Below are 19,877 nucleotides of genomic sequence, written 5' to 3'. Positions count from 1 at the left end.
GGAATCGACTCAAATGATGCAATCTAAGCTGCTAATTCAACGACGAGTACAACCTTTTCTGGCTCGGTTAAGCAAAGACAACGTAATTCTGTTTGGGCTGTTGGCCTTTTTGTCTGTGGTCATGACGTTGTTTATCCTGATGCCACTGTGGGCGATGTTGAAAAAGAGTGTTCAGAACGCAGATGGCGAATTTGTAGGCTTAGAGAATTTCGCAACGTATTTTGCGTCTCAAAGCTTATGGCAGTCGGTAGGCAATACCTTCACGCTTGGGTTGCTAGTGACAGTTGTCGTGGGCGTCTTGGCGTTTGGTTATGCCTATGCGCTAACTCGTTCATGCATGCCTTTTAAGGGGCTTTTTCAAGTACTGGGTTCTGCGCCTATTCTTGCTCCGTCACTGCTTCCTGCAATCAGTCTTATCTTCTTATTTGGTAACCAAGGTATCGCTAAAGAAGTCTTGGGGGGCAACTCGGTTTATGGTTTGATTGGTATCTCACTGGGCCTGATATTCTGGACGTTTCCACACGCCTTAATGATTTTAACTACTTCATTGAGAACCTCTGACGCTCGTCTTTATGAGGCGGCACGTGCACTCGATACTTCATCGCTAAAAACCTTCTTCATGGTGACGTTACCTGCGGCAAAATACGGTTTGATAAGTACCTTGATCGTTGTGTTTACGCTGGTGGTTTGTGATTTTGGTGTGCCAAAGGTGATTGGTGGTAGCTACAACGTTTTGTCTACCGATATCTTTAAGCAGGTAGTAGGGCAACAGAATTTCTCTATGGGCGCGGTGACTAGCATCCTATTGCTATTGCCTGCGTTGCTTGCGTTTACCGTTGACCGCTGGGTTCAAAAGAAACAAAAGAGCTTGTTTGATACTCGCTCCGTCGCTTACCAACCAGAGCCAAACACTCTACGTGATGGCGTGTGTTTACTCTATTGCACCGTAATTTCAGTGGCTGTTGTTATCGTGCTAGGCATGGCGATATACGGATCTATGGTCACTTTCTGGCCTTGGAACAAAGCGCTGACGCTAAACAACTACAACTTCGCAGAAATGAGTACTTATGGTTGGGCGCCATTCTTCAACTCCTTAACGCTTGGTGCTTGGACTGCGGTTATTGGTACTGTTCTGATTTTCTTAGGTGCATACTGCATTGAGAAAGGTCGCGCCTTCGGTCCTGTTCGTCAAGCGATGCAAATGCTCAGCGTTGTTCCGATGGCCGTTCCGGGTATGGTGCTGGGTTTGGGTTATATCTTCTACTTCAATGATTTGAGTAACCCACTTAACTTCTTGTATGGCACGATGGCGTTCTTGGTGATTAATACCGTGGTTCACTACTACACGGTAGGGCACATGACGGCGTTAACGGCATTGAAACAACTGCCTTCCGAAATTGAAGCAACAGCGGCTTCGGTAAACTTACCGCAATACAAGCTGTTCTTTAAGGTGACGGTACCTGTTTGTCTGCCGGCGATTTTAGATATTGCGACATACCTGTTTATTAATGCACTTACCACGACATCTGCGGTAGTATTCTTGTATTCTACCAATACGATTCCAGCGTCAGTATCAGTACTGAATATGGACGATGCAGGTCAAACCGGTGCAGCAGCAGCGATGGCGGTGATGATCATGATATCTGCAGCGAGTGCGAAGTTGATTCATATGCTAATCAACAAGTTATTCGATAAGCGCACCCAAGCTTGGCGTAAACGCTAGCGAACCACTTATATTGCAGTTGGCCAAGGAGTGGCTGACGACAAGAACAAGAATGAAAGGAAATGAAGTGCAGTACGTAAAAATCAAAGATGTCATCGTAGAGCAGATAGAGTCGGGGATGTTAACACCACGACAGAAGCTGCCTGCGGAACGTAAGCTGGCTGAATCGTTTGATACGACTCGAGTTACCTTACGCGAAGCCTTGTCTTCACTTGAAGCGGAAGGGCGCATTTATCGAGAAGACCGACGTGGTTGGTTTATCTCTCCCGAGCCGCTTCGTTACGATCCAACACAAACGCTGAACTTCACCAATATGGCTCTATCGCAGAATCGACAGCCGAAAACTGAGTTGGTGGCGGCGAAAGGAATGTTAGCAACCAAGGAGGCGACTCGGCTTCTTGAGTTACAACCTTTCTCGGACGTTTATCGAGTAGACAGAGTTCGTTATCTTGAAGATAGGCCGGTTGTGTATGTGACCAACTACATTCGACCAGAGTTGTTCCCTAACTTGCTTGATTATGACTTGTCTAAATCGTTGACGGACATCTACCGCGAACACTTTGGTGTGGTGTATCAGAAGATCCGTTACCGAGTGAGCACAACGTCTTTACTTGGCGAGACAGCGCAAGCCCTGCGTGCGACTTCTGGCTCACCTGCAATGGTTGTTGAGCGTGTTAACTACAATCAAAACGGCGATCTGATTGACTGTGATATTGAGTATTGGCGTCATGACGCGATCAGTATTGAGTCAATCGCGCAGCTAGAGCGCTAGTCATACGTTAGAACGTTAGCATATCTGCAATTATGCAGGATTGCCCAATTGAAAAGTTCAAAGGTCTCTTATTCGGAGGCCTTTTTATCACCTGTTGTCAGCCGTTGTGCTAATTCATCTATAATTTAGGAATGAAATGGAATTCTCTGCCATCGTCATCGTGATAATTTCGGCTCTGCTTCATGCGGGTTGGAATGTTCTAGGTAAATCTAATCAAGGTTCGGGGTCGTCTTTTTTCCTTGCTTCTGGCTTTGCCGCTGCCGCGATCTTGACTCCTTACCTAATTTGGTATGTTGATAACGTTGGATTTTCAAACATCTCATTTCCATTTTGGCAATTGGTTTTGTTGAGTGGGATTTGCCAAATTGTTTATCTAATTGGGCTAGGTGCTGCATATAAACAGGCCGATATTGGGGTGATTTACCCGATGGCACGAGCGCTGCCCGTGTTGATGGTGGGTTTAGGCACGGTGTTGATAGGCTATGAGCTGTCACCTAATCAATGGTTTGGCTTCACCTTGATTACCTTGGGTTGTTTGTTTGTACCACTTAAGAAGTTTTCAGATCTTAGGTTAAAAGCGTATCTCAACCTTGGCGTACTGTGGGCGTTAATCGCGGCCATTGGTACCACGGGCTATTCCATCATTGATAAAGAAGCGCTTCTGTTACTCGATCCTTTGAGCACACCAGTTATAACTAACAAGCACACCGCGATTTTCTACCTAGGTATCCAGTTCTGGGCAATTGTGATTCCGTTGAGTGTTTGGTTATTCGTAACCAACCAAAGAATCGAGTTTACTAATGCTTGGATACTGCGAAAGAAAGCCACGCTTGCAGGCATTATGATGGCTTCGACCTATGGCTTAGTGCTGTTTGCGATGACCATGACTGAAAATGTCAGCTTGGTTGTTGCTCTTAGGCAAGTGAGTATCATTTTCGGCGTAGTGATGGGGATCTACTTTTTAAAGGAAAAGTGGCACGCGACTCGCGGTGTAGGCGTATCTCTAATTATTGCTGGCTTAGTTATCTCATTGACTTAAAAGATCGCCTGAGTGATTGGGGATTTGTGAATAGGTATCTCTATTAAGTTAAATGAAAAAACGCCCTTAGCGAAACAAACTTCGTTAAGGGCGTTTTCTCTTTATCTAGTAAGAAGCTGTAGGTAGTAAAAGACTTACCCCGCTAAATCTTGAGCATCTTGCTGTTTCAACACTTTGTGGCCATCTTCAGTGACACCACGTTTCCAGTAGCTGCTGATGTAGATGTTCTCTTTCGCGACTTCTTTTTCGTTGCGGAAGTATTGTCTTAGCTCACGCATGCTTTCAAATTCACACGCTGTCCATATTGAAACCTGACCTTCTAACCATTCTGTGTTGCGCACGGTTTGTGAAAGTGACTCTGAGGTTTCATCTTCAATCAACCAGGTTACTTTGATACCTTGAGGAGTCTCAAGTACCTGCTTATCTGCTGCTGAGTTGATCTGAATGATAGCGTGCCCCGTTGCTGTTTCTGGGAGCGTTTTTACTTTTGCAGAAAGCGCAGGTAGGGACGTCATGTCTGCAACTAAGAAGAACCAGTCTGACTCTAGGTTAAGCCCCTGAATTAAACCAGGACCAGCCACTGAAATAGTGTCACCCACTTTCGCGTTCATTGCCCACCTTGCAGCAAAGCCACACTGCAAATCTTTAGTGATGTGACGAACGAAATCGACTTCAATCCACTGCTCTACAGGATTGTACTGACGAATGGTGTAGGTACGCATGGTTGGGCGCTCACCTTCGTTTAGCTGGCTTAAATCAGTCGTGCCAAGTGGCGAGAATAAAAGCTTGATGTAGCCGCCGGCACATTCTGTTGGGTATTTACTTAATCCCTCACCGCTAAGCGTTATGCGCTGCATGTTTGGAGTAATTGTTGAGGTTTGAGTAACGGTTAATGTGATAGGGCTAGGCTTGCTCATATAAGGCTCTCTTAGATTTGGATTTCCACATCATAATCCTGAACTAAAAAACACTCAATACTAATAGTTATCATTTACTTTTATTTACACATGTACTACCTAACTTATACGACAGATCCTATTGAGAAACGGATCCTACAAAAAAGAGCCCTTTAGAAAACTAAAGGGCTCTTAGGATTGGTTTGACTCAGGGAACAGAATTAGCTGTTTGCTTGCTCTAGTTCAATCGTTTCTTCAGCGGCTTTCGCAGCTTCTAGCATCTTACGAATAATGAACGATGCTGCCATTGCGATACCTACCATCACGACGGCAAGAACAGTCAGCATTTGGAAGTAATCACCGTAAACCGTTTGCACGATCTCTTGTGTGATCTCTTGACCTTTCTCTAGTGCAATAGACGTTGAGAATACCGCGCCAACAATGCCTGATAGTGCGATAGCAACAGAGAACAAGCTTACTGAGAAGTTTTCAATGTGCTTAGGTGCAACAGACAGGATGAAGGCTACAACCATTGAACCTACAATCACTTCACCGAATGCTAGGAAGAAGTGAATCGCTAGGAAGACTTCTGGGCGGATCAGAACATCGTCACCAACTGTCGTTACTGCCATCGTAAGGATACCGAAAGCGATAGCCGTAAGGATGAAAGAGAAACCGACTTTGGTTGCAGTTGAGAAGTTAATGTTTTTCTTTTCTAGGCTAGAGAAGATACCCGCGATGATAGGACCAGCAACCATACACCATAGTGGGTTCATTGCCATTGAAGCTTCAGGTGCAACAGGGATAAAACCAAATAGATCGCCACGCATTGTGTTGATCGCTACCATTGTCATCGAAGTCATCATCTGACCGTAGTACACGAAGAAACATGTCGTCAGGAATGTGATGATTAAAATAGTGCCCATTTTCAGCATGTCTGATTTCTTCGATTTCAACATCAAAGAAACAAAGTAGACGATTGCTGCACCGCCAATTGCGTATACGATGTTTTGGCCAATATCCATGTTCGAGAACATGAAGAATACCAAGCCAATCATAGCGGCAGAAAGACCAAGGAACGCTGCCCAGTTTTTAGTGCTTACTGGTTTTTGGTCGATTTCAGCACTTGCTTCAACAAGGCCTTTGCGAACAAAGGTCATCATCAGAAGCGCAGCACCGGCTAGAACCGCTGAAAGAAGGAAACCACCGTGGAAACCAACAACAAGTACTAGCATTGGGAACAGGTATTGGCCTAACAGAGCACCAATATTGTTTACTGAGTAGTTGATTGGGTAGCAGTTCTCAAAATCTTCTTGAGTTTTGAACGTGCGTTTGTAAAGACTTGGGTAAGAAGGGGACATCAAACCACGTGCATAACTTGCTAACGCAATACCACATAATGCCATCGGAACATTGGTTGCTGCTGCACCAAGTACCAGTAGAACGTAACCACTTGCGAACCCTAGGAAGGCAATGGTTAAAGATCGGTAAGCGCCTAAAAACTTGTCGGCGATAAAGCCACCTGCGATAGCAAATAGCGGTCCGATTGCAGAGAAAGCACCAACAACCATCATGGTGTCGGCTTCATTGTAGTTCAGATCTTCAAGGAAGAAACGAGTCAAGATCACCATGACGCCATAGAACGAAAGTCCGAACATCATTTGGCAGAACATCATTGATTTGTTTAATCTATTCCACATTATTTTATTCTCACGTTTGTATTAATATGTAGTGTAATTACCCGATTATAATATCATTAGTAGTAATACATAAACTGAAACATCTATCCCAAACAGAACTATACTCGATATATCTTTTCTTATGAGTGCATTCATATTTCTCATGAATGAGATTTGCAACGTTAGATTTTGCAAGTGGATGCATGGCGGTATGAAATTTAGCCATCATCATTTGTGGCTAAGTAATGAACTAATAAAGGGAAAGTTAGAGGTAGTCATTCTGTAAGTTATTTTGAGTGAGTATCACTTTCAATTAGCTGTTGGGCTTTAGCCAATAAAAAAGCCAGCTTGGTGGCTGGCTTTGTTGAGATATTGAAAACTAAGTTTACAAGAATGCTGTCTCTATAGAGGCTTTCTCCACTCGTGTTCCTGTCTTTTATTCACAAGGTGGTGCCATGTGGATCACGGCTAGGCCGCCTAGAGAAGTTTCACGGTACTTCTTGTTCATGTCTTTACCTGTTTGATACATGGTCTCGATAACCTTGTCTAACGAGATAAGACACTTGCTGGTACGTTTCAATGCCATGCGCGATGCATTGATCGCTTTCATTGCACCCATTGCGTTACGTTCGATACATGGTACCTGTACTAGTCCGCCGATTGGGTCGCATGTCATGCCGAGAGAGTGCTCCATCGCGATCTCAGCTGCAATACAAATCTGTTCGTTGCTACCACCACGTAGGGCAGTTAGGCCTGCTGCGGCCATTGATGAAGAAACGCCGACTTCACCCTGACAACCTACCTCTGCGCCAGAAATCGAAGCGTTGGTTTTGTATAAGATGCCGATTGCGCCAGAGACTGCCAAGAAGTCTTTAAGCTGCTTAGTGTCTAGCTCTTTGATGAAACGATGGTAGTACATCAAAACCGCAGGAATAACGCCAGCCGCACCATTAGTAGGTGATGTCACGACCTGACCGCCCGCTGCATTCTCTTCACTCACGGCAAAGGCAAATAGGTTAATCCAATCCATGATCTCCATTGGATCGTTTTCAATCGAGGCATTCGCTTCAAGCTTTTTAAGCAGAGCAGGTGCTCGACGAGTGACTTCTAGGCCGCCATCAAGGATGCCTTCCGTGTCAAAGCCACGCTGCATACACAGAGACATCACCTTCCAAATTTGGTCGGCTTTCTGGTCAATCACATCCATACCTTGGAATGAAACTTCGTTACGTAGAATTAAGCCACCAAGGCTCAGTCCTTGTTGTTCGGATAGTTCAAGCAACTGATCAGCAGAAGAGAAAGGGAACTCAACTTGAGTTTCTGCTTCCTGTTTGCCGTTTTGTAGCTCATCAGCGGTTGCGATAAAGCCACCACCAATCGAGTAGTAGGTTTCCATATCCAGAAGGCTGCCGCTTTCGTTAAAGGCAGAGATAGTCATACCATTTTCATGCAGCGGAAGGTTGGTCTTGTGGAAGAGCAGATCGCTTTCTACATCGAAATAAATTTCATGGTTACCGCTAACCAATAGAGATTTATCTTCAATCGCCTTACGCATTGCTTGGTTAGCACTGGTGATTTTAATGGTGTCGGGGCGGTTACCTAGCAAACCTAACAAGGTCGCTCTGTCTGTGTGGTGACCAATACCCGTCAATGATAACGAGCCGTATAAGTCGATTTGAATACGCTTCACTTGCTTAAGCTGAGCATCAATTTTTTGGGTAAAGTTAAACCCAGCGATCATTGGTCCATTTGTGTGGGAGCTGGATGGTCCAACCCCAATTTTGTAGATATCAAAAATAGACAGCATAGTAACTTCCTGTGAAGACGGTTCGATGGACGAACTCTGTGTAAAATTTGTATTTGGTTAGTTGCACTTCTTTGAGTGAACCTGTTCTGTGGGTGAAACAGTTATGCGATAGAGCGTATTCATTGATTGAAAGGGCTCTTTTATCGACTAGTGCTAACAAGCATAGAGCGATGAAATACAAGAGCGTGCTATGTTTGCTGTAAAGCGACACGTTTATTCTTGTATTACCTAAGATGTCGCTATCAATAGTGAGCATTATTGCGAGCAACATATAAGAATTTCAAAATACTTTTGTTAACAAGTATTGTATACATAATTCACTCCATCTAATCCCCAAAACGAGACTTGAACATAAAATGAGCATTAATCACCTCCTTATTGTGCTGGGTAAGCGACTTAATGAGAATAAATTGACTGATGAAGGAATCAGTCGAGTTGATGCTCTGGTTGAATATCTTGCTGAGCTTTTGGTAGAAGAGTCGAATCAGCAAACTGCGGTTGCATTTTGTGGTGGAGTGACAAAGGGCCAGACAATCTCCGAAGCTGATGCAATGCACGCGTATTTTCGAAATCTGGAAAGTCAATGTGAAGTTCCGTTTATGCTGAGTGCAGTTTTACTAGAACAGCTTTCGACAAATACAGTAGAGAATATTCAAAACCTAGCTTCGGAAATGATTGACAGTGGATTGTTTACTCGTGGGCAGAGTGTACGGGTAACATTCATTTCTAATGACTATCACTTGCAACGTATTTTTGACATCCAGATGTTGATGGACGAGCAAGGTTTGCTTAAGGTTCTAGTCGAGAAGTGTTCTGCACTTGGGGTAGAGCTGCAAATAGATCGTCAGCTAGAGGCTCATGTTGCGGTGCCATATCCTCATCAAAGTACTCAAGGGCAATTGTTTCTATTGATGGATGTACTGACGACCTACCGAGTCTATCTTGAAGGTGTCTCTGCGGGCGCATTTGAGAGAGACTTGGAGTCCGTAAGGCGTGAGCCTGAAAGGTTGTCCTTGGAAGCACTGATAGCCGCAAAGGAACTCGTTGGGCGTTCATCTCACTTTGAAATTGTGGACAGTTTACTCCCAATATTGGAGCGCTGTATCCAGCAAACTCCTGTCGATACTGACATAAAAAAAGTCAGGGAATATCTAGCACTGCTAGATACTAACCTGACTTTATTGAACCGTTATTTAGACCCGGAATCGGATCTCACACATCGCTGGTGGCGATAGGTGATTATTTCTTTCTCGTGATGCCAATAACGGCCTTTAAACTCGCAAAGGCAATCAGACAGTAAGCTCGAAGCTTTGTGCCTTCTTCTGCTCACGCGAACGTAATCACCGCCCGTCACATTGGCCAAAAGGCTCATGTGTTTTTTTACAGTGATTAACTTTGGTTTTCTGAATCTTGCTCATGGTTATTGCGGTAGTACTCCCACTGTTCAATGCGCTCGCCGTCATCGAATACACAGTAAGTTGTACGCTGATTGTTTTCAGTAACCGTGTCTAATTCACCGTCCTGTTGAACACAATAAACCGCTGCTGGGTTAGCGACTGAAACACGTTGGCCCTCGCTATATTCTGCATAGTCGTTTGCACAACCGCCTAATACAACGGCACATACAGCCATCAAACCAATTTTCTTCATGTCTATCTCCTACGTGATAACTCTATAATCGAATGCGTTAAGTTCTACAGAACCAAATGAGAAGCTCTATGAAATTAGTATATTTTAGATTTCAGAAAAGGTTGTCCTAATTTGGTCAAGATATTGAAATAGGTTGATATTTCTTCATGTTTAACGACTTTTTGAGTGTTAGATCAAGCTAAGTGGATTCAAGTTACCGTAGGAATATCTCCGTCCGATCCGTTCTGGTTAGCGGTTGTGAACCTCGAATCTATTGATGATTATGATATGATGCCGCCAAATTCAGTAGAGCAGTCAGAATCATGAGACACCTAAAAACAACCATCCATCCTGATATCGACCATCTAGACAATAAAACGGTCTATAAGCGCAACGCTGCCCGTGCCATTGTGTTAGATGGTGAAGACATTCTGATGCTGTATACAGAGCGTTATCACGACTACACCATTCCTGGTGGTGGTTTGGATGAAGGGGAAGATGTGATCGCAGGTATGGTTCGTGAACTCGAAGAAGAGACTGGCGCGAAGAATATCCATAGCATCAAGCCGTTCGGCATTTTTGAAGAGTTTCGTCCTTGGTACAAAGATGATGCAGACATGATGCACATGATTTCTTACTGCTACTCATGCAAGATCGATCGTGAGCTTGGTGAAACGGCTTACGAAGATTATGAAGTGAAAAATGGGATGAAACCGGTGTGGATGAATATCCATGAAGCGATCGCTCATAACGAAAAGACCATGGCAGAGAGCCCTAAGAAGGGCATGAGTATTGAACGTGAAACCTTTTTGCTGCATTTGATTGCCAAAGAGATGCTTTAGCCGTTATCAATACTAGCCTGCTAAGCTATTTATTTGCCGCCACTTTTGGCGGCAAAGTTGTTTCTAGCAATGCTAAAACTTAATACCCGAAACTAATTATTGAATATGGTTGATATTGTCAACTAAGTGTTTTTGATGTATCTTTACCTCAGCGATGAACCTATCTAGCTTAACTGCCCGGTTATATCGTTAAATCTCGCTGTGAGCCTGCCCTAAACAAAGAATACTATGAATAAAAGACAGTTTATTGCCCATTATCTGCGCATGAATCGCACCTCGTACTTATTGGCGATTGTGTTCATCTTTCTCGTCAACTGGTTACAAGTAGAGATCCCTCGCTATATCCAATTGGCGATAGATTTGATTGATGATGCCTCTTCAACTGGCCACCAACAGCTTCAAACCTATGTTTGGATTGTGGTCGGGATGTCGGTTGCCATGGTGGTGGTGAGAATTCTGTCTCGTATCTATGCGCTTAATCCGGGGCGAATTACAGAGGCCGCACTTAAAAGTACACTTCTACAAAAGTTGAATCGCTTACCGAGCAGCTTTCACGAACGCTTTGCTTCGGGTCGACTGATCTCGATTATCAACAATGACCTTAGTGGCATTCGACTGCTGTTTGGTGTCGGCTTCTTGCAGTTCTTCAATGCCTTGCTTGCGTTGTCGTTGACGCCTCTTTACATGTGGCGTATCTCACCAGAATTAACGCTTTATTCGATCATTCCTATCTCAATCGCTTTTGTGATTTTCCGTGTGGGCTTCAAGCGTATGAAAATACTGCATTTAGAGCACATGAAGCGTCTACAAAACCTGTCTGCTCAGCTAATGAGTTACCTGTCTGGGATTGATCTCATTAAGAGCCAGCAGATGTCACCTTGGGTGAAAGCCGAAACTGAAAAGCTGAACCAGTTATTGCTTGAATGCCGCCTTAAAATTACACGCATTCAAGTCTTCTTTATGCCGGTACTCGACTACGCCAATGACCTGATGAAAATCATCATTCTTGGGCTTGGTGGCTACATGTTAATGAGACAGGAACTCACACTTGGTGAGATTACCGCCTTTCTGACTTACTCGGTTTTGCTCGCTATGCCATTGATGCAACTTGGCAGAATCGCGACCATTTATCAGCGTGGCATGGTAGGTATTCAAAGTGCACAAACCATTCTTAATGCCAAAGTCCCGGAGCTTGATGAAGATAAGCTGACTGAACTAGATGTTGAATCACTGAAGGGAAAAACGTTTTCTGTTCGCAACCTCAGCTTCAGCTATTCAGGTGAAGAACGCGTGATTCTCGATGACATCAGCTTTGATATTCCAACAGGTAAGAAAGTGGGTGTGTTAGGCGGGATCGGAGCGGGTAAAACGACATTAGTGAACTGCTTAAACCACCACTTGGATGTACCACAAGGTTCTGTTTTCCTTGGTGAAAGAGATGTCACTAGCTTCTCACGCAGTGACTTACGCCGTTACGTGAAAACCGTGACTCAAGACCCTTACCTGTTTTCAGCAACCGTCGAAGACAATATCCGCTTTGGTAGCCTAGATACCGATTTGGCAAAGAGTCAGGTTGATGAAGTGCTAGAGCTCAGCCAGTTGGCTAGTGATGTGACACGTTTTGAACACGGCGATCAAACCTTAGTCGGTGAGAAAGGGATCATGTTGTCAGGTGGTCAGAAGCAGCGCTTAAGTATTGCGCGTGCTTTATTGCAACCCACCGACCTGATCATCATGGATAACGTTCTATCGGCTGTCGACTATGAAACAGAACGTAAGATCTTGGAAGGTTTGTTTAAACGTTTGGAAAATCAATCGGTTCTTGTGGTTTCACACCGCGTTAATGCCCTTGAATATATGGATGAAGTCATCGTGTTGAACGAAGGTAAAGTGATCGCGAAGGGCGACCACGCCACGTTATTGAAAACCTGTGATTACTATTACGATACATGGCAACTACAGCAGAATGAAACGGAGGCAGCAGCATGTTAAAAGGTGTTGATCTCAAATACCTCAAGCACTTTTTTAAGTTTGCTAAGAAATACAAAGGCTCTGCGATTCTGGGCATCGCTATGCTTCCTCTTTCTGTCATCACGAGCTTGTTGTTCCCTTGGCTGATCATTCAAGTGATCGATGTTCACCTGAGTCATGGGGATATGGATGGTCTGCTCGAATACGTCTTCTATCTCGTTGCCGTGCTGGTGGCGAGTTATGTGGTGGATACCACCTATTCGTACAACCTTCGTAAAACTGGGCAATACACGATAACTGACATGCGCTCAGTGTTGTTTGCTCGCGTGCTCAAACTGCCACGCAGCTATTTTGATAACACACCGATTGGCGTAACGCTTTCACGATTAACCAGTGATTTGGAAACCATCGGCGAGACGTTTGTTCAGTCGGTTGTCGGGCTAGTTAAAGACAGCATCAATACCATTGCTCTGTTGGTGATGATGTTCTTCATTGATTGGCAGTTAACGATGATTGTATTGATCATTATGCCGCCAGTGATGTATTTGACGGTGTATGTGAGAAACCGACTTCGTGCTCTCTATAAGGTGACTCGTTCTTCTCTCGCTCGCGGTATTGGCTTTTTACAAGAAGTCTTATTTGGCATGAAAACCGTTCAGATGTACCGAGCGGAAGAGCAAGTCGAGCAACGCTACCAAGGCTATACCGATGAGTTTTTAAGAGCGCAGAAGAAGATCAATAAATACGATGCGATTTTGTTCTCGTTTATCTCTGGCATCACCTCCATCACTATCGCGATTATGATCTGGTATGGCTCTGAGCAAGTGTTAGAAGGGGCGCTCACCTTGGGTGTGCTGATTGCGTTCATCAACACCTTAGAGAAAGTGTTTGTTCCGATTCGTGACTTTACTTCGCAGATCGCTTCGATTCAGAGTTCATTTGCAGCGTTTGACCATATTGAAGAGCTGTTTGTTGAGCCGACTGAAGAAGAAGGGCGCAACCTGTTGTCATCTAACAAGGTTGAGAAGCAGCTTGAACAGTTTGTGAGCCTAGAGTTTAAGAACGTAAGCTTCCGCTACAAAGACGACTCTCCCTACGTTCTAAAGAATGTCTCGTTTGTATTGGAGAAAGGGCATCAAATCGCGCTTGTGGGTTCGACGGGCTCGGGCAAGTCGACGATTCTGCGTCTGATCTCTAAAGCCTACCAAGACTATGAAGGCAGCATTTTGTTGAATGGAATAGAGCTGTCACAGATCTCAAGTGAAGACTCTGCTCATTTGTTCTCAATGATGATGCAAGACGTGCACTTATTTGAAGAGACCATCCAATTCAATATCGCGCTGGGCAAAACGCATCTATCTAGAACTGAGGTTGAACAGGCGGCGCGCTATGTTTATGCCGATAAGTTTATTGAACAATTGCCACAAGGTTATGACTTCCACTTGGAAAAGAACGGCTCTAACTTGTCTGTAGGGCAAACGCAGCTTATCTCGTTCGCTCGAGCGGTTGCACAGGGTGGTCAATTGATGATGCTTGATGAGGCGACCAGTTCGGTAGATTCAATCACTGAAGACCTGATTCAAAAAGCAATGCAGCGCCTTTTCAAGGAAAAAACCGTGATTGCGATTGCACACCGTTTGAGTACCGTTCGTCACTCAGATACGATTTTGGTGTTGGAAAAGGGTGAAATTGTTGAGCAAGGTAATCATCAACAGCTGGTGGCACACAATGGTATTTATGCTGGCTTGTTACAAGAATCGATTGTAGAAACGGGCGATTCTCAAGTAACGGTTGCCTGATCACCTCAAATCAGGTTTACCGTTATCGATACTATGAATTGGTGTTGCTTATGTTTCACCAATTTCTATTCTTTTCTAGTATTCCCAGTAGCTTAGGGAAAATAAAACATATTTTACGATTATTAATATGTTATGATCTCCCTACTACTAAAGGGGTGTCTTAGGGCATCGGGATGTATGCAAGCAAAAAGAACCGGCTTGTGTCAGTCACTTTCTGGCGAATATGGAATCGAAAATGTTGTTGGAAGAAGTTGTAGAAATTATCGAATTAACCGACTCAGACCATTTATCTCAAGCAATGGAACTGTTTAACGAGCATGGTTTTGTTGATGCTGAGTCTTTACCTTTTATGAATGTTGTTTTTGAAACAGCACCAGATCAACTTGCGAAGAAGCTGTCGCAGATTGGTTTTAAAGGTTTAGTGCAAGTCGAAAAGAATGAAGATGCATCAGGCTTCACCATTATTGATGCTGACCGTGTTCTGCTAAAAGATTCTGCTTAGTCGAAAGGCTCTGCTTAGCTGCAAGATTCTTCTTAATAACAAGAATAAGATTCAGCTTAGTGAAAAGACTCTATCCAGTTCAGTAACACCCGTTATGATTATTTGAGGTTAACACAGTGACAACAGCAACCGTTTCATCAACAGAACAACATATTTCCAACGAACATGCACTTTTAGGTGCATCGTTATTAGCGTCTCAAAAAGTTGAGTTGGCTCTGTTCAGTGTGATCTCTAAATTAGCTAAAGCCCTATCAAAAGAGCAGCAACAGTCATTAGGTTTGGATTTGGATACCTTTTTAAGGGAGAAGCCAAGTGAACAAGCCTCGACTCTGAGCCGCTACGAAAATACGTTTGGTGAACAACTTCCTTTGAAGGCTAATGAACTCAACGATTTTATTTATCATCGAAACTTGGTCACTCGTGGCTTTTGGCGTGTGACTGGTGCTGATGTTAAAGGCGGTGAGAAACTTGCTAACCCAGAGCTTTATTTAAAAGAGTTCTTGGCTAAATGTGAATACTGGCAAGTGATGATTGATACTCAAACCAAGTAATCAAATTGAAATAAGAAAGCCATAGCGAACATGCTATGGCTTTTTTGTTTGTGCAAACCGTGTTGAATTCTCTGAATCTAGAGCATCATCTTCAATACATAGTTCCTAGAGACAAAGTGGTGTTTAAGTGCGGCACTGATATGCAGCACAATTAAACAGGCTAGGGCAATACAACTGGCACGATGTAAATAGAAAAAGAAGCCGTTGATTGCAGAGTCGGTAATTAGATTATTTACGCTCACTAACCAAAATAAAGAGTACGGTTCTTTTAGCATTAAGTAGCCGGTGCTGAAAACCATAAACATCACAAGATACATCAAAGAGTGTGCAAGCTTGGCAACGCATTTTTGCCCTTCAGGCACAGAGGTTGGCATGCTTGGCGACGAGCGAAAGTGGCTCCAGATATAACGAACCACAAGCAGTGGCGTCGCAACGGTCGCCAATGACATGTTGAGCACTGACAGAAAAGAAAACAGCTCTGGATGACTGGTGACATAGTGCATCACATACCCTGCGATCGTTGCATAGATGATTACAGAAGCCATTACCCAGTGCAGTACACGGCTTACTAAATCGTATCGTGGATTATTCAAATTAACCTCGTTCTGATCGTTATTAATATAAGATTCATCTCGATGCAATAAACCATTTTTCGGTATATTCGCATCGCGAATTAATCATATAGAACAGTATTACGCGGTATTTTTATAATTTAGAAATTAATGATGTTGCTTCAGGTGTTTTATAATTATCAATGATGTTTTAGAGTGTTAATTCCAATATGGACATAGCAAACTTGTCGACTTCCTAGCTTGTATGCCTATTACGAGATACAGTTAGTCTAAATATAAACATATAAGGAATGTATAATGCTTCGAATCTTATTGGTTGCAGTTATCTCGGTGTTCAGCACGATGAGTTTTGCAAGCGAAGATGTTAAGTACTCGGAACAAGAGTATTTGGATAGACCGCTGATGGAACGCTATATCTTGGATGAGTTGAAGCAGCTTCGAATGGAACAGCAGGATCTTGAAAGACGCTTGACCATTCAGATGACTGACCGGGAACTGACTGTGGCAGACAAGTCTCTGAATTACGCCAATGTAACCGTAACCTACTTCTTCTACATTATTGCTGGTGTGGCCTCTCTTATCGCGCTGGTGGGTTGGCAATCCATCAAAGAGCTTAAACACACAACTCAAGACATGGCTGATAAGCGACTTAATTCTATCGCTCAAGACTATGAGAAGAAGTTTAATGTTCTTGAACGGGATCTTAAGCGCAAGACCAGAATCATTTCCGACAACAACCGCGAAATTGAAATTATCAATGAGATTCATAACCTATGGTTGAGAGCACAGAACGCACAAACGGCAGAGCAAAAAATTGAAATCTACGATGAAATACTGAAGGTTCGTCCTGGAGATTTAGAAGCACTTACTGCCAAAGCTGACGCTGCTATGGATATACAGGAATACCACTGGGCAATGAGTCTTTGTAACCGTGTATTAGAAGTCGATGACCAAAATGCTCATGCCTTGTATCAACGTGCTTGCGCCTATGCTCGATTAGGGGCAGAAGGTCAAGCTATCGATGACTTAGAGCGCGCTATTGAAGCCAGTGGGTCCATGAGAGAGCTGCTAACTGAAGAGCCGGACTTTGAGATGCTGCGAGGCTTAGAACGCTTCGAAGTACTTCGTGAAGAGTAATATGAGGTAAAGATCCGTGTTAACTAAGGTGGTGGGCTTTGCATGCTCACCATACTTTCACACCTATCGCGCTATGGTTTCTTACATTTCATTTATTTTTTTGATTTAATTGTTATGTTATAACACTTTCTAAGTTCCTCGTTATAACCGCTAAGTATTTTATGAAGTTCCTCCGTATTGGTCTGATCGTTACTGCGATCAGCGCATTTTCCCTTGCTGCTTTGCTCTCTTTTCACTCCAAACCAGCACCAGAAATCTCTATCAAAATAACACCTTACCAAGGTTCTCAACCTAATGATAAGGAAGTCATCGACTCGCAAGCGACTCCCAACTCTTTGGTTAAGGTCCATTATTTTGTGAAAGTTGGCGATACCCTCAGTAACATATTCGAGTCATGGAATCTGCCTTATGAAACGGTTCATAAGATCATGGAAGCGGATCTTGAATCTTTGAAACTCGATACGATAAAACCTGGTGACCACTTAGAGCTGCTTGTCGATGGTGAGTCCAAACAGCTCGTAGAGTTGGTCTTTCACGAAAGTCTGGTTGAGCAAGCAGCCTTTACTCGAAACGATGATGGTAGCTTTAATTACCAATTCCATGAAATGCCTAGCGAATGGAAAGAAAAGCTCTATAAAGGCACTGTTCATGGCAGTTTTTCAACGTCAGCATACAAAGCGGGATTAACAACCGCCCAGATAGCCAATATTACTCGAACGTTAAGAGACAAGATTAACTTCTCAAAGCAGTTAAGAGCGGGCGATGAGTTTAATGTGTTGGTCAATGAGCAATACACAGGCGACCATCTAACAGGAAAAACAGAGATCCAGGGCATATCGATTAGGTTACGAGGTAAGGAAGTGGCCGCGTTTCTTGCTTCAGATGGACGCTTCTACGACAGAGAGGGTAACAGCCTTGAGCAAGCGTTCAATCGCTACCCAATAGACAAACAATTCCGAAGAATTACTTCGCCATTTAACCCATACCGTAAGCACCCAGTGACCGGACGTATATCTCCGCATAATGGTACTGACTTCGCAACACCCGTAGGGTCGCCAGTTTATTCAACCGGTGATGGTCGAGTTATTGCTATTCGTAACCACCCGTATGCGGGGAAATACATAGTGATTGAGCATAACAGCGTTTACAAAACTCGCTATCTGCACTTGAGCCGATTCTTGGTTAAGAAGGGGCAACAGGTTAAGCGTGGGCAGAAAATTGCGTTGTCTGGCACGACTGGTCGCGTAACCGGGCCGCATTTGCATTTTGAAGTGCTGGTGCGTGGAAGAGCGGTGGATTCGATGAAAGCGAACTTACCTTTAGCAAGTTCTATCTTACCTGAAAATAAAGGTGCATTCTTGGCGAGAGTTGCCTCGTTTGATGACATGCTCTCCGGGCAAAAGGTTGCACGAGTAACATCAAGCTAAGTATCAGCTTATAACTGTTCTAACCCTTTGGTGGCTAGTCATCAAAGGGTTGGAACGAGTTTTCATTAGGCTGCCTGATTGCTCAATAGCTTAATAGATTAAGTGCTCAACATCTTATGTGCCCAAGTGCTCATGTGTTGAGATCTTAAGTGACTAAGTGACTAAGTGACTAAGTGACCAAGCGATTGAGCGACTAGGCGATTAAGCGACGACAACCGCCGTGCCGCTCGCTGATACCATCAACATGCCATTACCCGTCCCTAATACTTCATAATCTATATCGACACCTACCACCGCGTTGGCACCCGCTTCAATCGCTTTTTGCTCCAACTCTTTGAATGCGTAGTTGCGTGCTTTTTCTAATTCTTTCTCGTAGGTGCCAGAACGTCCACCCACAAAGTCACGAATTCCTGAAAACATATCTTTGAAAACGTTCACCCCTAGAATGGCTTCTCCGGCAATAACCCCTTTGTAATCGACAATGCGCTTGCCTTCGACTGATTGTGTGGTGGTAATAATCATAATGGCCTCTTGTAAGCCCGCTGAGCTGTCACTCGCTTATTGATTGATAGTTTGGTCTTGCTCTTGAATGTCATCGTTCAGTGCTGTCTCTGAGCGTGTGAATTCATGTCTTAACCATGTTCTCAGTTTTAGCACACTTTCTTGTTTTAATTTGTTTTTTGGGCAAACAAAGTAAAAATCTTGGTGCGGGTTAGCAACCGGTTTACCCAATTCGACAAGCATCCCATGGCTGATATCATCTTTCACAAACAAGCGATGCGTTACTAGTACGCCTAACGAACGAATTGAAGCTTGCACCGCTTGAATGGAGACATCGAACGTCAGATTGCTATGGAATGTGGGCAGTGGAATTTGGTAATTGTCGCACCACACTTGCCAGTCGTGTTGCCGCCTGAGGTTAAAAACGCCAATGGTCGGGTTTTGTTTGACGAGTTGCTCGACGCTCAATCCGGTCTGGTTTTTTAATAGAGTAGGGCTGCACACCAAGACCAGATCATCGTCGCCCAGTTTCTCGCTGTAATATTGCTCCCACTCATTGGGCTTGCCATGTACGAGCGCAACATCGACCCCTTCCTGTTCAATATCGAAAGGGCCAGTTAGCGTCGAAATACGGATATCAAGTGAGGGAGCGAAAGCTTGGAAGTCGGGAACTCGTGGGATCCACCAGTGCATCGCGAGCGAATTGACCATGTTGAGGGTAATGCGGTGGTCGTTAGGCGTTCTGGCAAGCTCTTCGGTCGCCTCTATCACTTGCTCAAGTGCGGGCGCGACTTTGCGGTAATATCGCTTACCTGCGGCATTAAGAACAACACGACGACCGACTCGTTGAAACAAAGGCTTGTTGACCAGTTGTTCTAACGACTTTATCGCTTGGCTTACCGCAGAGTGACTGACGTACAGCACCCGAGCGGCGTCGGTCATGCTGCCAGTCTCAGCGACAGCAATGAAAGCGTAAACGGCTTTAAGCGGAACGAGTTTTTTCATTGGTAAGTTTTCCTTACAGTTATCG

18 protein-coding genes are annotated in these 19,877 nt (G+C 44.0%); 11 read left to right on the top strand and 7 right to left on the bottom strand.

What is annotated here, in order from left to right; all coding sequences use genetic code 11:
- Nucleotides 1-13 precede the first annotated feature (13 nt).
- From AB6D06_RS11070 to AB6D06_RS11060, 3 genes are all read left to right on the top strand, one after another.
- Complete coding sequence (locus AB6D06_RS11070) at nt 14-1,723, top strand: putative 2-aminoethylphosphonate ABC transporter permease subunit (RefSeq protein WP_372110209.1); 1,710 nt, start codon at nt 14-16, stop codon at nt 1,721-1,723.
- A 67-nt stretch (nt 1,724-1,790) separates the two neighbouring features.
- The gene (gene phnR / locus AB6D06_RS11065; protein WP_029235340.1) at nt 1,791-2,495 is read left to right on the top strand and encodes a phosphonate utilization transcriptional regulator PhnR; all 705 of its coding nucleotides are present in this window, start codon (nt 1,791-1,793) and stop codon (nt 2,493-2,495) included.
- A 136-nt stretch (nt 2,496-2,631) separates the two neighbouring features.
- A complete protein-coding gene (locus tag AB6D06_RS11060; RefSeq protein ID WP_102397929.1) occupies nt 2,632-3,534 on the top strand; it encodes a multidrug transporter in 903 nt (300 codons plus the stop codon).
- Nucleotides 3,535-3,668: 134 nt separating this feature from the next.
- On the opposite strand, the gene AB6D06_RS11055 is transcribed toward AB6D06_RS11060, so the two are convergent.
- The 3 genes from AB6D06_RS11055 to AB6D06_RS11045 form a co-directional block, all read right to left on the bottom strand.
- Nucleotides 3,669-4,451, bottom strand: a complete 783-nt coding sequence (locus AB6D06_RS11055; RefSeq protein WP_102332033.1) for a siderophore-interacting protein — start codon at nt 4,449-4,451, stop codon at nt 3,669-3,671.
- Nucleotides 4,452-4,651: 200 nt separating this feature from the next.
- Nucleotides 4,652-6,130 carry a peptide MFS transporter gene (locus tag AB6D06_RS11050; protein ID WP_372110208.1) on the bottom strand — a complete coding sequence of 493 codons (1,479 nt, stop codon included), beginning with the start codon at nt 6,128-6,130 and terminating at the stop codon, nt 4,652-4,654.
- A 415-nt stretch (nt 6,131-6,545) separates the two neighbouring features.
- Nucleotides 6,546-7,916, bottom strand: coding sequence for an L-serine ammonia-lyase (locus tag AB6D06_RS11045; RefSeq protein ID WP_017059518.1), 1,371 nt, complete (start codon nt 7,914-7,916; stop codon nt 6,546-6,548).
- A 356-nt stretch (nt 7,917-8,272) separates the two neighbouring features.
- Here AB6D06_RS11045 and AB6D06_RS11040 point away from each other — a divergent pair, with 356 nt between their 5' ends.
- Complete coding sequence (locus AB6D06_RS11040; protein WP_102428804.1) at nt 8,273-9,151, top strand: YdcF family protein; 879 nt, start codon at nt 8,273-8,275, stop codon at nt 9,149-9,151.
- 154 nt (nt 9,152-9,305) lie between these two features.
- Here AB6D06_RS11040 and AB6D06_RS11035 read toward each other — a convergent pair whose 3' ends face one another.
- Nucleotides 9,306-9,566: a DUF333 domain-containing protein gene (locus AB6D06_RS11035; RefSeq protein WP_017059521.1), complete on the bottom strand. Its 261-nt coding sequence runs from the start codon at nt 9,564-9,566 to the stop codon at nt 9,306-9,308.
- Between the two features lie 302 nt (nt 9,567-9,868).
- Between AB6D06_RS11035 and AB6D06_RS11030 the strand changes: the two genes are divergently transcribed.
- The 5 genes from AB6D06_RS11030 (at nt 9,869) to AB6D06_RS11010 (ending at nt 15,210) form a co-directional block, all read left to right on the top strand.
- The gene (locus AB6D06_RS11030; RefSeq protein WP_017059522.1) at nt 9,869-10,387 is read left to right on the top strand and encodes an NUDIX hydrolase; all 519 of its coding nucleotides are present in this window, start codon (nt 9,869-9,871) and stop codon (nt 10,385-10,387) included.
- 228 nt (nt 10,388-10,615) lie between these two features.
- On the top strand, nt 10,616-12,379 hold the full coding sequence (locus AB6D06_RS11025) for an ABC transporter ATP-binding protein (RefSeq protein WP_102332038.1): 1,764 nt from the start codon (nt 10,616-10,618) through the stop codon (nt 12,377-12,379).
- Entirely contained in the window at nt 12,373-14,157 is a 1,785-nt protein-coding gene (locus tag AB6D06_RS11020; protein WP_372100090.1) for an ABC transporter ATP-binding protein, read from the top strand. The genes AB6D06_RS11025 and AB6D06_RS11020 overlap by 7 nt, the downstream gene beginning before the upstream one ends.
- A 235-nt stretch (nt 14,158-14,392) precedes the next feature.
- Nucleotides 14,393-14,659: a hypothetical protein gene (locus AB6D06_RS11015; protein WP_017059525.1), complete on the top strand. Its 267-nt coding sequence runs from the start codon at nt 14,393-14,395 to the stop codon at nt 14,657-14,659.
- A 116-nt stretch (nt 14,660-14,775) separates the two neighbouring features.
- Complete coding sequence (locus AB6D06_RS11010; RefSeq protein WP_017064806.1) at nt 14,776-15,210, top strand: hypothetical protein; 435 nt, start codon at nt 14,776-14,778, stop codon at nt 15,208-15,210.
- A gap of 77 nt (nt 15,211-15,287) precedes the next feature.
- Here AB6D06_RS11010 and AB6D06_RS11005 read toward each other — a convergent pair whose 3' ends face one another.
- Entirely contained in the window at nt 15,288-15,803 is a 516-nt protein-coding gene (locus AB6D06_RS11005) for a cytochrome b (RefSeq protein WP_082151303.1), read from the bottom strand.
- Between the two features lie 276 nt (nt 15,804-16,079).
- On the opposite strand from AB6D06_RS11005, the gene AB6D06_RS11000 reads away from it, so the two are divergent.
- Both AB6D06_RS11000 and AB6D06_RS10995 read left to right on the top strand, forming a co-directional pair.
- Complete coding sequence (locus AB6D06_RS11000; protein ID WP_017067625.1) at nt 16,080-16,919, top strand: tetratricopeptide repeat protein; 840 nt, start codon at nt 16,080-16,082, stop codon at nt 16,917-16,919.
- A gap of 161 nt (nt 16,920-17,080) precedes the next feature.
- Nucleotides 17,081-18,346 carry a peptidoglycan DD-metalloendopeptidase family protein gene (locus AB6D06_RS10995; protein WP_372110207.1) on the top strand — a complete coding sequence of 422 codons (1,266 nt, stop codon included), beginning with the start codon at nt 17,081-17,083 and terminating at the stop codon, nt 18,344-18,346.
- 201 nt (nt 18,347-18,547) lie between these two features.
- Here AB6D06_RS10995 and AB6D06_RS10990 read toward each other — a convergent pair whose 3' ends face one another.
- Both AB6D06_RS10990 and AB6D06_RS10985 read right to left on the bottom strand, forming a co-directional pair.
- On the bottom strand, nt 18,548-18,868 hold the full coding sequence (locus AB6D06_RS10990; protein ID WP_004730185.1) for a heavy metal-binding domain-containing protein: 321 nt from the start codon (nt 18,866-18,868) through the stop codon (nt 18,548-18,550).
- 36 nt (nt 18,869-18,904) lie between these two features.
- On the bottom strand, nt 18,905-19,852 hold the full coding sequence (locus AB6D06_RS10985) for a LysR substrate-binding domain-containing protein (RefSeq protein WP_372110206.1): 948 nt from the start codon (nt 19,850-19,852) through the stop codon (nt 18,905-18,907).
- Nucleotides 19,853-19,877: the final 25 nt, after the last annotated feature.

Source organism: Vibrio sp. 10N.239.311.G01 (genome assembly GCF_041465805.1).
Taxonomy (GTDB): Bacteria; Pseudomonadota; Gammaproteobacteria; order Enterobacterales; family Vibrionaceae; genus Vibrio; species Vibrio crassostreae_C.
Note: the sequence above shows the minus strand (reverse complement) of the source record. Positions and strands in the feature narration are given on the sequence as shown.

Coding starts and splice junctions, on each gene's coding strand:
- AB6D06_RS11070 (WP_372110209.1), top strand. CDS start 14: ATGATGCAATCTAAGCTGCTAATTCAACGACGAGTACAACCTTTTCTG.
- AB6D06_RS11060 (WP_102397929.1), top strand. CDS start 2,632: ATGGAATTCTCTGCCATCGTCATCGTGATAATTTCGGCTCTGCTTCAT.
- AB6D06_RS11055 (WP_102332033.1), bottom strand. CDS start 4,451: ATGAGCAAGCCTAGCCCTATCACATTAACCGTTACTCAAACCTCAACA.
- AB6D06_RS11050 (WP_372110208.1), bottom strand. CDS start 6,130: ATGTGGAATAGATTAAACAAATCAATGATGTTCTGCCAAATGATGTTC.
- AB6D06_RS11045 (WP_017059518.1), bottom strand. CDS start 7,916: ATGCTGTCTATTTTTGATATCTACAAAATTGGGGTTGGACCATCCAGC.
- AB6D06_RS11040 (WP_102428804.1), top strand. CDS start 8,273: ATGAGCATTAATCACCTCCTTATTGTGCTGGGTAAGCGACTTAATGAG.
- AB6D06_RS11035 (WP_017059521.1), bottom strand. CDS start 9,566: ATGAAGAAAATTGGTTTGATGGCTGTATGTGCCGTTGTATTAGGCGGT.
- AB6D06_RS11030 (WP_017059522.1), top strand. CDS start 9,869: ATGAGACACCTAAAAACAACCATCCATCCTGATATCGACCATCTAGAC.
- AB6D06_RS11025 (WP_102332038.1), top strand. CDS start 10,616: ATGAATAAAAGACAGTTTATTGCCCATTATCTGCGCATGAATCGCACC.
- AB6D06_RS11020 (WP_372100090.1), top strand. CDS start 12,373: ATGTTAAAAGGTGTTGATCTCAAATACCTCAAGCACTTTTTTAAGTTT.
- AB6D06_RS11015 (WP_017059525.1), top strand. CDS start 14,393: ATGTTGTTGGAAGAAGTTGTAGAAATTATCGAATTAACCGACTCAGAC.
- AB6D06_RS11000 (WP_017067625.1), top strand. CDS start 16,080: ATGCTTCGAATCTTATTGGTTGCAGTTATCTCGGTGTTCAGCACGATG.
- AB6D06_RS10995 (WP_372110207.1), top strand. CDS start 17,081: ATGAAGTTCCTCCGTATTGGTCTGATCGTTACTGCGATCAGCGCATTT.
- AB6D06_RS10990 (WP_004730185.1), bottom strand. CDS start 18,868: ATGATTATTACCACCACACAATCAGTCGAAGGCAAGCGCATTGTCGAT.
- AB6D06_RS10985 (WP_372110206.1), bottom strand. CDS start 19,852: ATGAAAAAACTCGTTCCGCTTAAAGCCGTTTACGCTTTCATTGCTGTC.